We start from the raw sequence: 9,670 nt of genomic DNA on the forward strand, positions 1-9,670 counted from the left end.
ACTCGGTTCACGCTTCGTCGCGGTGGGTGAGGTGGCCGTCGGTGAGCCGCCAGTAGTGCTGGTGCGGAGTCAGTTGCCAGGTCTCGTCGGCAGCGATCGCCTGCGTGATCCATTCGTGGAGTTGTGGGAAAGCATGCGCTCGTAGAACAGCGCGGGTGGAGGCACGTTCAGTGGCATCGACTGGGTGGACGTCTATGCGGAAGCCGACCATGTCCGGGTGGACGCCGCGGCCGTAGTTGCGGGGGTTCGGAGCGATCCATTCTGCTCCCAGGACGATGGTCCCGCTGTCATGGCCCGTGAGGAACTGCAGGTCCGTGACGCGGCTCATGTAAGCGCCAAGACACTCGTTGATGTCGGTGGTGGTCAGTGGCCAGGCACGGTGCCGGGGCAGTCTTCGATTTCGTGCGGACATGGCAAGCAGAATGGCAGAAGGTCACTGCCGGCCCTCAGGGGTTTGTTCGGCGGCCTGCTCCAGGAGCGCCCGCGCGGAATCCGCGTAACGCATCGCTGTCTTCTCATCGAGCCCGAACACCTCGGCGAGGTGGAGCGGGTCGGGCCCGTGGGTGAGGGCCTCTTCGAGTTGCCGGTCGACGCGGAGCCGCTCCAGCGTCGCGTCCTGTCCGCGCAGGGTCGCGCTGATCCAGTGGTTGCTGGCGCGGCTGGTCCTCGTCGCGGTCTGATTGTTGATCAGCAGGTGCAGGTTTGCTGTGCTCGGCCATCGGCGTCGCCGGTGTTCCAGCAAGTCCAGCAGCAGTTTCGTGGTGAGGTCATCGAGCGGGCGGGCTCGTCCGGCGATGGTCAGCCGGCGGTTGCCGATGTCGAGGTCGTCGAGCATGAGGGTGGCTATCTGGGCGACCCGGGCGGCGTGCACCGCGGCGAGGGCGAGAATCCGTCGCGCGGCCGGGGTGGTGGCAGCCGCGACGGAGCGGTCGATCTGGCCGGGTGCGAGCGGTTGGAGCACGCCGTACTCGCTCTGGCCGACCTTGATGCGACTGGTGGGTTGCGGAAGATCAGACCGGACCGCTTGGCCCAGGCGAACAGGGATCGCAGGGCGCCGAGTCGGTCGCGTCGATGGTGGCCGTGCAGGGTCTTGAGGTGGGTGAGGACGTCCTCGCGGGTCACCTCCCGCAGGTGGTCGTAGCGGTCCGACCAGCCCAGCAGTGCCGGACGAGCTCCGTTGAGGTAGAGCCAGACCGTGCTCTGCTGCCGGGGCAGGCTGCGAGGGCCGCCGTCGCGCAGAACCCGAGTCCAGCGCTCGGCCTCCGCAGCGATGCCGGGGGCGAAGCCGTCCAGGCGCTCGGAGAGCCAGCGTTCGAATGAGGGTTCGCTGTCGGCCAGGAAGATCCCCATCTCCTCAAGGACCGTGACGAACAGTTGATGGTGCCGGACGGCGTTGAGCCGGTCCCCTCACCTCTGCCTCGGCGGGCGGCTGGCCGGCGGTGGCCTTGGCGGAGAACCAGAAGTGGCGCAGGACATGCGGCGTCAGCTTCTCTTCCCACCCCGGCAGATGCAGCTTGGCCGCGTCTTTGAGCCCACCACGCAGGGCATCGTCACCGACCCGGCGCGAGGAGCCGTCGGCGTTCTTGCGCTCGGAGGGGAGCAGCGGGGCGCCGGGGCGGGTGTGATCGTCATCGAACTGGCCCCAGACATCCTCGATGAACCACCGCAGCGTGCGGTCGGCGCCATTGATCAGCGGCACCATGCGCTCACGTGGCCCGGATCCACGGGCGCCCTTGCCGTGACGGACGTGGAGCTTGCCGAAGCGGCCCAGGTCCCACTTGATGTCGTCCAGGTCGAGCCCGCACGCCTCGCTCACCCGCAGGCCGACCTGGGACAGCAGCTTCCCGGTGAACAGCTTCCCGACCTCCGGCTCGCTCGGCGGGATCCGCAGCTGGGCGTCCTTCGCGCCGCGTGGGCGGTTCGTCTCGTCGATCGGGCACTCGACGACCCGGCCGGTCATCCGGTGGAGTTCGACCTTGTGCCGCAGCTCCAGGAACATGAAGTACGTGCTCAGCGCCTGTGACCGGGCCCAGCCGGGTGCCGCTGGGCGAGTTCCGCAGCACTTTCCCGAAGTACATGTCGGCGTCGGCTGGCTCCATGTCCTACAGGGGCGGACGAACCAGGTCCTGATCTGGTCCAGGTGCCCGACGTCGCCGCGGATGGTGCCGTCGGCCAGGCCCGCCGAGGCACGGGCGAGGACGAATCCGGACAGCACGTCGGTCTCGAACCGCTCCAGCTCCTCCGCCGACGCGGGCGCCCAGTGCTCACGCAGGTCCCGTACGACTGCCAGCGCCGCCAACCCGAGCCTCCTCGCCTTCGGCCCGACTACGGACCGATCGGACGAGATGAGAACGCTTCAAGAATCCCGAAGTTACGTCACAAGACAACAGAGCACATGAACGAGGAAGAACGCCCTGGCCACAGGGACAGGGACTCAGCAGGGCTCAGGGGAACTCACGGGATGTCGCACATCCGTCCCCGTCCTACGTTTGACTTTGGGCAGGGGCCGAAAGGCTCCTACGGGGCAGAGCAACTGAGCCCACGCGTGGGAACGAACCAGCCCGGGCTCCTACTTCTCGGATTCCGTGGAGGGCAGGTGGTGTCACTGAGGCCGTCGTGAACAGGGGGACCATCCCCGCACGCGCGGGGATGGCCCCGGGACGCCGGTGCGCTCCGGCTCGCTCTGCTCCTGCTCCCCGCGCCCGCGGGGATGGTCCCTGTGTGAGGGCTGGCTAGAGTGGCTGCTATGAGCGGTCACTCCGGACCTCAGGCCGTGTCCCCCGCGCTGCTCGGCGCAGGTGGTGACGACTGGCTTCCTGTCGCCGCGGGTGAGTCGGGAGCCTGCGTCTTTCGCAGTGGGGATGCCGCCCGGTATGCCAAGTGCGTACCCGCCGCGGATGCAGCCGACCTGAGGGCCGAGCACGACCGGGTCGCGTGGCTGAGCGGTCAGTGTGTACCGGGGCCGCAGGTTCTCGGCTGGTATTCCGGTGATGCGGGCGCCTGCTTAGTAACAAGTGCCGTCTCCGGAATACCTGCTGATCAGGTGCGTGCTGATGATCTGTGGGCCTCCTGGGAGCGCATCGCGGATGCGGTCCGTCGGCTGCACGAGTTGCCGGTGACGGAGTGCCCATTCCGCCGGGGCCTGGACACCATGTTCGCCGTTGCCTGTGACGTCGTGGCCCGTGATGCCGTGAATCCAGAGTTTCTTCCCGTCGAGCAGCAGCACACGCCCGCCACGGAGCTGCTGGCCCGCATCTCCCGGGAGGTCCCCCGCCGACGGGATCAGGAGATCGCCGACACGGTCGTCTGCCACGGGGATCTGTGCCTGCCCAACATCATCCTCGATCCGCTGACCCTGGACGTGTCGGGCTTCATTGACCTGGGCCGCCTTGGGCTGGCCGACCGCCACGCCGACCTGGCGCTGCTACTCGCCAATGCGCGAGAGACGTGGGCGGATGAGGAGCAGGCGCGGACCGCGGACGTGGCGTTCGCCAAGAGGTACGACATCTCCTTTGACCACGACCGCCTGCGCTTCTACCTCCATCTTGACCCGCTCACCTGGGGTTGAGTGTCTCTGAGCTGGGCATGACATGGCAGCCCGTGGGGCTTCGGTGTTGGCCCAGCTCCGGGTTCGAACGGCAGGGTTTGAGGGGTGAGGTCGGCTGGTCGCCGGCGGACGGCTGGCGCTGTTGCGGATTGCCCGCCGGAGCCGTGCTGGTGGTGCGACAATGGGGCCGGTCCAAGCGCCCGGTGACCTCTTGGCGGGACTGCTGACCGTCAGTGCCGAAACGATCAGTCGCGTTGAGCCTCATGGGAGGCCGGCTGTCCGCTCCTGCGAGAGCTTCGGCGGGTGATTCGCCTGGTCATGAGGGTGATCGCAGCCCAGGTGATGAGCGATTCTGAGTGCTGGATGAGCCGTTCGTAGTCGCGCGCGTGCCGACGGGCGTGCATGATCCAGGCGTGTGAGCGTTCGACGACCCAGTGTCGGGGCAGGACGACGAACCCGGGGACGTTCTTCGGGCGGCTGACGGTCTTGAGCGTCAGGTTCAGGTATGTCTTCGCCCAGGTCACGAGCTGTCCGGCATAGGCGGAGTTGGCCCAGACGATGGTGATTTCGGGGTGCATCAGCCGCAGCCGGAACAGTACTTCCTTGGCCGCGATGCGGTCGGTCATGTCGGCCGGGGTGATCATGACGAACAGCGGCAGGCCCTTGGTGTCCACGACCAGGTGCCGCTTGCGGCCGTTGATCTTCTTGCCGGCGTCGTAGCCGCGGGAGTCTTTGCCGACGGTCTCGGCGGCCTTGATCGACTGGGAGTCAATTGGGAGTCAATGACGGTGGCGACCGCTCCGGGGGCCCGGCCCATCTCGCGGCGGATCCGCTTGCGGAGCTGGTCACGGATTTGTCCGATGACGCCGGCGGCGGCCCAGCGGGCCATGAATCCGTAACAGGTTCGCCAGGGAGGGAAGTCCATGGGCAGGGCCCGGGGCCTTGACCCCGAGTCCTGGACACGAACTCGTCGTCCCTGCCGGACAGCGCGCCGACGGGCGGTCCCAGCTCCCGGCCTCCGGGCGCCGGTTCGGCAACCTGCTCCCCGCGTCTGCGGGGATGGTCCCGGTGGGCACGCCACCGCCTGCGGTCATGAAGCCTGCTCCCCGCACCCGCGGGGATGGCCCTGCCGACGCCCTGCTGCTCGCGTACTACTACTCCTCCTGCTCCGCGCGCCCGCGGGATGGTCCCTCGCCGCCTGTCAGGCCAGCACGCGTGGCCTGCGGAGCGTGGCGGGCCAGTGCAGTGGTGCGGGGGCTTTATGGGAGTTCTCTGCGAGTCCGTGGGACAAGCGGTGCCCTGGGGCACGGGCCTGACCCGCTGAACTGCGTGTTGGTGGCATCGCCCGGCTCGCGGCTCACATGCGGCTCACACGGTTGCCCCTCGGACGCACCGGCCACGGTGGCTGTCTCGTCGCAACCCTTGCTGGAGGACCTGATGATCGAGGTGAATGGGCTCACCAAACGCTACGGCGACGTGCGGGCCGTTGACGACCTGAGCTTCACCATCCGCCCTGGAGAAGTCACGGCTTTCTGGGGCCGAACGGCGCCGGAAAGTCGACGACGATGCGGATGATCCTCGGGCTGGACGCCCCGACCTCCGGCACCGCCATCGTCAACGGCTTGCCTGTGGCCGCGCAGCCCGCGCCGCTGAAGGCCGTCGGAGCGCTGCTGGATGCCGGGGCCGCGCCCTCGTACGCATCGTAGGAATCGACTGCAGACTGGCGAATGCCCCTGACGCACAGCGGAGTTCTGCTGAGCCTCGGGAGACCTCCACCGGCGGCTGGCGGACACCCGCTCCCCTCCTGATCTACCAGCGCTGAGTCTCTTCGGTTGTTGTCCGCGGACAACAACCGGCTGATGCGCGGCTCACCGGCTGACCGCATGAGAGAGCGCGCTCACCGTGTGGTGTGTTGTCCGCGGACAACACACCACACGGTGAGCGTCATGTGGAGCATGCGCTGGGCGGGCTCATCGCACAAGAGGGTGTGGTCGGGGCTTGAAGCCATCGGTGTCGAGCAGGCTGCGTCGGCAGGTGGACGCAATGCGCTGACAGGCGCCAGGTCGTCTCGGACGCAACCGGTGATCGTCGGTGGCGTTGGTTCTCAGACGCGGTCGTGGACAGTGATCTGGTAGCCGTCGGGGTCGGCGAAGGTGAACGTCCGGCCGAAGGGTCCGGCGATCGGTTCGGAGACGATGCGGTGACCGTCGGCGACGAGTGCATTGTGGATGGCCTGGACGTCGGTGGCATGGAGCCAGATCGCGGCACCGATGCCGGGCTGGGCAACGGATGCGAGGTCTGTGCCGGGAATGACGTCGCGGAGTGCGAACGCAGTCGGCTTCATGTCGAAGACCACGGCATGCGAAGGCCCCGTCTGGGAGCGGACGAGGCCGAGGTACTGCTCGTAGAACGCCTGCGAAGCGTCGAGGTCACGCGCCTGGAGCGAGATGAAGTCGGGGCCGGTGACAGGCATGATGATGCCCTGTCTCTTCATGTCAGTTTTCTGACACATGTCGATGTATGTCAGAATTCTGACATGGGTCAAAAGGATGTCGGTGTCGACCTGGACAAATCGCTGGGCTACCAGTTGAAAGCGGCTTCGAGTGCCCTGCGCGTAGCCATGGAGGAGGTGCTGCGGCCGCTCGGGATGAGCGTGACGCACTACTCCTGCCTCGAGCTGCTGGCGCAACGGCCGGGCTTGTCGAACTCCGAACTCGCGCGGGGCGCGTTCGTCACACGACAGTCGATGAACGTACTGCTCCAGGCCCTGGAACGAGACGGCTACGTGACCAGGCCCGCGGAGGCACCCGTCGGGAAGGCCCTTCCCACGCGGCTCACGCCCCGTGGCCGACGGAGCCTGGAGAAGGCGACCGTAGCGGTCCGGTCCGTCGAGGTCAGAATGCTGGCCGGCATGACCGAGACCGAGGAGTCAGGCGCGTTCCGGATCCTGCAGAGCATGATCCACTTCCTGCGCGATGGCAACGACGGCGCATAGCTCGCCTCTCGGCGCACTTCTCGTCGCGCTCGGCATGGAGTGCGGTCGAGCCGGGAGGATCGGGTTTCTCGCTTCAGGCATACGGGGAGGACGCGGTGCTCACGCCGCGTGGTCGGCCGGCTTGTCCGGCAGCCGCTGAAGACAGAAGTGTGCCCAGGGGCCGACCGGCCCCCGGGCACACAAATCAGTGGTCTCACACGTCACACGTAAGCGTGGAGTTCCTCGATGAGCTGCGTGAGCTGCTCGGGAGGAAGTCCGGACGCGAGGGTTCGCGCCTGCTCCTCGACGGACGCGCCGAGCTGGCGCACCAGGAGGAGGCTGCGTTCGTCTGCAGATTTGAACGTCTCACTTCCCTGGCGGCTTGCCGTGTCGGGCGCAGCCGCTGAGGCATCGCTCGTGTTGTCCGCGGACAACAAGGGGGCGGGTACGGGAACAACCGGGGCCGACGATCCCGGCTCGACGACCATCTTGTTGTCCGCGGACAACAAGGCCTCCGTGTTGTCCGCGGACAACACAGGCCCTTCGGCGGAAGCGGAATTCGTACGAGACTGGGCCCCAGCCGGAGCCGACTGAACGGCCTCGGTCGTGTTCGGTGTGTTGTCCGCGGACAACACGGATCCCGGAGCAGGGAAGTGGCCCACCCGTTCCGAGCTGTCGGCAACCGGCGCGGAAGGCCGTGCAGCAGCGGCCTGCTTGGCCTGCTGCAGAAGCTGCTTCTCCTCCTCGCGCGCGCGGACCTCCTGCTCCCGAGTCTCCTTGAGGTGGGCCAGCAGCTGCGCCCCGTCGAGTCCAGGCTCTTCCTTCAGCCGCCGCGCGAGCAGTCGCCCATCACGCTCAGGAAGCGAACCTGTGCTGAGCATCGCCTGCAGCTCGGTGGGGAGTTCCAGGAGAGCGAGCTGGTTCGTGATCCAGGAACGGTCACGCCCGAGCCGCTTGGCAGCCCGCGTGCGAGCACCCTTCTCGGACTCCTCGCTGCACACCCGTACGAGCTCGAGGACACCGCGCGCACGCTCGACGACATCGAAGTCCTCCCGCTCCAGGTTCTCCTTCAACAGGTGGTCGACGAATTCCTCGCGGGAGGCTGCCAGGTCATCCCGTACGACGAAGTCCAAAGCCTCCAGGGCTACATGGACCGCGCTGCGGAAACGCCGCTCACCATTGACCAGGACGAAGGCAGAATCACCGATCTGCGCCTCGTGTTCAGGCCACAGCCGCAAGTACGCGGAACGGGACACGGCGACGCACGCTGCGAGCTGTGCGACGCGCAGCTCTTCCCCGAAGCGGGTGAGGTCTGCCTCCGAACCGAAGTTGCGGCGGGGGTTGAGCGGCGTCGGCGCGACATCGTCCAAGGGCAGGCGTCGCAGTTCGTACGCCGGAACGTCGCCCTGCACGATGGCCTTCGCCCGGCCACGGGCACTGCGGCCGCGGGGAACGCCCCCGAAGGACGAGCCCGTGCCAAGCCGATCGGCGACGCTCATGACATCACCTTCCGTGCGATGGCGCGCATGATTTCGGACTGCTCGCACTCGGGGGCGTAGGACAGCAGGGGCTGCTTGAGCCGCACCGACTCGCGTTGTTCCTTGAGCTCAGGCATGACACCGACGACCGGCGGATCGCCGATCTCCTTCCAGCTGTGGAGCGACGACGTGGCGATGTAACCCTTGCGGCTGTCGTACATGTTGACGATGAACCCGAGCAGCGAGATCTCGACCTCCATGTCCACGCTCAGGTCCTGGATCTGGTCGTAGAGCATGTCGTACGCGTCGGCGGACGAATCCTCCGCGAGCACCGGGATGAAGATGCCGGACAGGCCGGAAGCCTCGCCTTCGCGGGTGCGGCAGTAGTACAGGGCGGTGTCCATGGTGTACCCGAGGCTGGGCGGGCAGTCGACCACGATGTAGTCGAACTCCTTCTCCAGCGGCTCCAGCGCCTTCTCGAGAGCCGTCTCCTTGATGCGGACGAAGCGGCTGGTAGCGAGCTTGGCGTCGAGCAGGAACGCGTCCTTGCACGCCGGCAGCATGAACAAGCGCCCGCTGAAAGCACCGTCCTCTATCGGGACGAGCAGTTCGCGCAGGTCTCCCCGTGCCTCGCCCAGCATGTGCTTGGCCAGGCTGGGGGCTTCGATGTCGAAGAGGTCGTACCCGAGCTGCTTGGTCAGGTGGCCCTGGGGGTCGAAGTCGATGAGCAGGACACGGTTGCCTGCCTCGGCCAGCGCCTGCGCGACACCGGAGGAGGTCGCGGTCTTGCCGACCCCGCCCTTCTGGTTACCGAAGATGAACCGGCGGGCCCAACTGGGCCGCGTTGCGGGGCTACGGGGGGAGGGGTGAGTGTCGAGCCACAGACGGATTGCTTGGGCGATGCCCTGGTTGAAGGGGAGGCCGCGTCGCTTGCAGTCGTCCTTGAACTCCCCGTACAGCCCGGCGGGGAGATAGGTGGAGAACGAACTTCCTCCCGTGGTGTCCACGGGGGAGCGCTCGGCGTCATCTGCACGCCATGCCTGTACGCCTTCGGTCACGGCGTCCTTGATGTCGACACCGAACTCGGCCGCTCTGACCTTGAGTTCCTGCCGCAAGGCCGCGGGCAACTTGGCGACTACCTTTTCCCTGTCATCGGGGGAGTATGGGACGGTCATGCGGTTACCTTACTCACCTCGCTGTGGTCCGTGGCGCAGGCGGGGGCGAGAATCTGCGGCGTGTCACCCGGATGAGGGAGGGATGCTTAAGGCGGGCCGCGTTGAAGTGATGGGCGAATTAGGCATTAGAGGGGCAATGTCGGATTCGGTGAAAGTGCATCAGAACTGGACTTGCCGCTGATAGAACAGCAGGTCAGTGAGTCTGCTCCCCGCGCCCGCGGGGATGGTCCCAGGAAGCCGCGCCGCACGTTCCTGGCAGACCACTGCTCCCCGCACCCGCAGGGATAGCCCCTTCGAGTTCCACGCCATCGACGTCGCGTCCAACTGCTCCCTGCACATACAGGGACGGTGCCGCCGGACTGCTGCATCCGCGCCCTCGGGGGCGCTGTGGTGTGATCGTGGCCCTAGGTGTTCTGTCCACGGAGGTTGGGTGCGGTGACAGTGATCACCGTCTTGGGATCTTGAACGGGTGAGGGCCTTCCGGGTTCGGTGTGGA

The 9,670-nt window shown here is 67.0% G+C and carries 9 protein-coding genes and 2 pseudogenes; 3 read left to right on the forward strand and 8 right to left on the reverse strand.

Going from position 1 to position 9,670, the window contains the following annotated elements; all coding sequences use genetic code 11:
• Positions 1–7 precede the first annotated feature (7 nt).
• The 4 genes from ACFYSH_RS32670 to ACFYSH_RS32685 are packed head-to-tail and all read right to left on the reverse strand — an operon-like array spanning position 8 to position 2,299.
• Positions 8–412: a hypothetical protein gene (locus tag ACFYSH_RS32670; protein WP_388757339.1), complete on the reverse strand. Its 405-nt coding sequence runs from the start codon at positions 410–412 to the stop codon at positions 8–10.
• A gap of 21 nt (positions 413–433) precedes the next feature.
• Positions 434–961, reverse strand: a complete 528-nt coding sequence (locus ACFYSH_RS32675; protein WP_388757342.1) for a hypothetical protein — start codon at positions 959–961, stop codon at positions 434–436.
• Entirely contained in the window at positions 844–1,350 is a 507-nt protein-coding gene (locus ACFYSH_RS32680; RefSeq protein WP_388757344.1) for a hypothetical protein, read from the reverse strand. Before ACFYSH_RS32680 ends, ACFYSH_RS32675 begins: the two co-directional genes overlap by 118 nt.
• 4 nt (positions 1,351–1,354) lie before the next feature.
• On the reverse strand, positions 1,355–2,299 hold the full coding sequence (locus tag ACFYSH_RS32685; protein ID WP_388757347.1) for a site-specific integrase: 945 nt from the start codon (positions 2,297–2,299) through the stop codon (positions 1,355–1,357).
• Between the two features lie 447 nt (positions 2,300–2,746).
• Here ACFYSH_RS32685 and ACFYSH_RS32690 point away from each other — a divergent pair, with 447 nt between their 5' ends.
• Positions 2,747–3,568 carry an APH(3'') family aminoglycoside O-phosphotransferase gene (locus ACFYSH_RS32690; RefSeq protein WP_388757350.1) on the forward strand — a complete coding sequence of 274 codons (822 nt, stop codon included), beginning with the start codon at positions 2,747–2,749 and terminating at the stop codon, positions 3,566–3,568.
• A gap of 278 nt (positions 3,569–3,846) precedes the next feature.
• Here the strand turns inward: ACFYSH_RS32690 and ACFYSH_RS32695 are convergent.
• A pseudogene (locus ACFYSH_RS32695) lies at positions 3,847–4,496 on the reverse strand (IS5 family transposase); the annotation flags it as partial.
• Between the two features lie 488 nt (positions 4,497–4,984).
• On the opposite strand from ACFYSH_RS32695, the pseudogene ACFYSH_RS32700 reads away from it, so the two are divergent.
• A pseudogene (locus tag ACFYSH_RS32700) lies at positions 4,985–5,232 on the forward strand (ATP-binding cassette domain-containing protein); the annotation flags it as partial.
• A 419-nt stretch (positions 5,233–5,651) separates the two neighbouring features.
• Here the strand turns inward: ACFYSH_RS32700 and ACFYSH_RS32705 are convergent.
• Positions 5,652–6,020, reverse strand: a complete 369-nt coding sequence (locus ACFYSH_RS32705) for a VOC family protein (RefSeq protein ID WP_388757363.1) — start codon at positions 6,018–6,020, stop codon at positions 5,652–5,654.
• A 63-nt stretch (positions 6,021–6,083) separates the two neighbouring features.
• Between ACFYSH_RS32705 and ACFYSH_RS32710 the strand changes: the two genes are divergently transcribed.
• Entirely contained in the window at positions 6,084–6,542 is a 459-nt protein-coding gene (locus ACFYSH_RS32710; protein WP_388757353.1) for a MarR family winged helix-turn-helix transcriptional regulator, read from the forward strand.
• A 200-nt stretch (positions 6,543–6,742) separates the two neighbouring features.
• Here the strand turns inward: ACFYSH_RS32710 and ACFYSH_RS32715 are convergent, their stop codons facing one another.
• Both ACFYSH_RS32715 and ACFYSH_RS32720 read right to left on the reverse strand, forming a co-directional pair.
• Positions 6,743–8,020: a ParB/RepB/Spo0J family partition protein gene (locus tag ACFYSH_RS32715; protein WP_388757356.1), complete on the reverse strand. Its 1,278-nt coding sequence runs from the start codon at positions 8,018–8,020 to the stop codon at positions 6,743–6,745.
• Positions 8,017–9,174, reverse strand: coding sequence for a ParA family protein (locus tag ACFYSH_RS32720; RefSeq protein WP_359478681.1), 1,158 nt, complete (start codon positions 9,172–9,174; stop codon positions 8,017–8,019). The genes ACFYSH_RS32715 and ACFYSH_RS32720 overlap by 4 nt, the downstream gene beginning before the upstream one ends.
• Positions 9,175–9,670 lie beyond the last annotated feature (496 nt).

The sequence above is a fragment of the Streptomyces sp. NPDC005791 genome (genome assembly GCF_042871485.1).
Classification (GTDB): domain Bacteria; phylum Actinomycetota; class Actinomycetes; order Streptomycetales; family Streptomycetaceae; genus Streptomyces.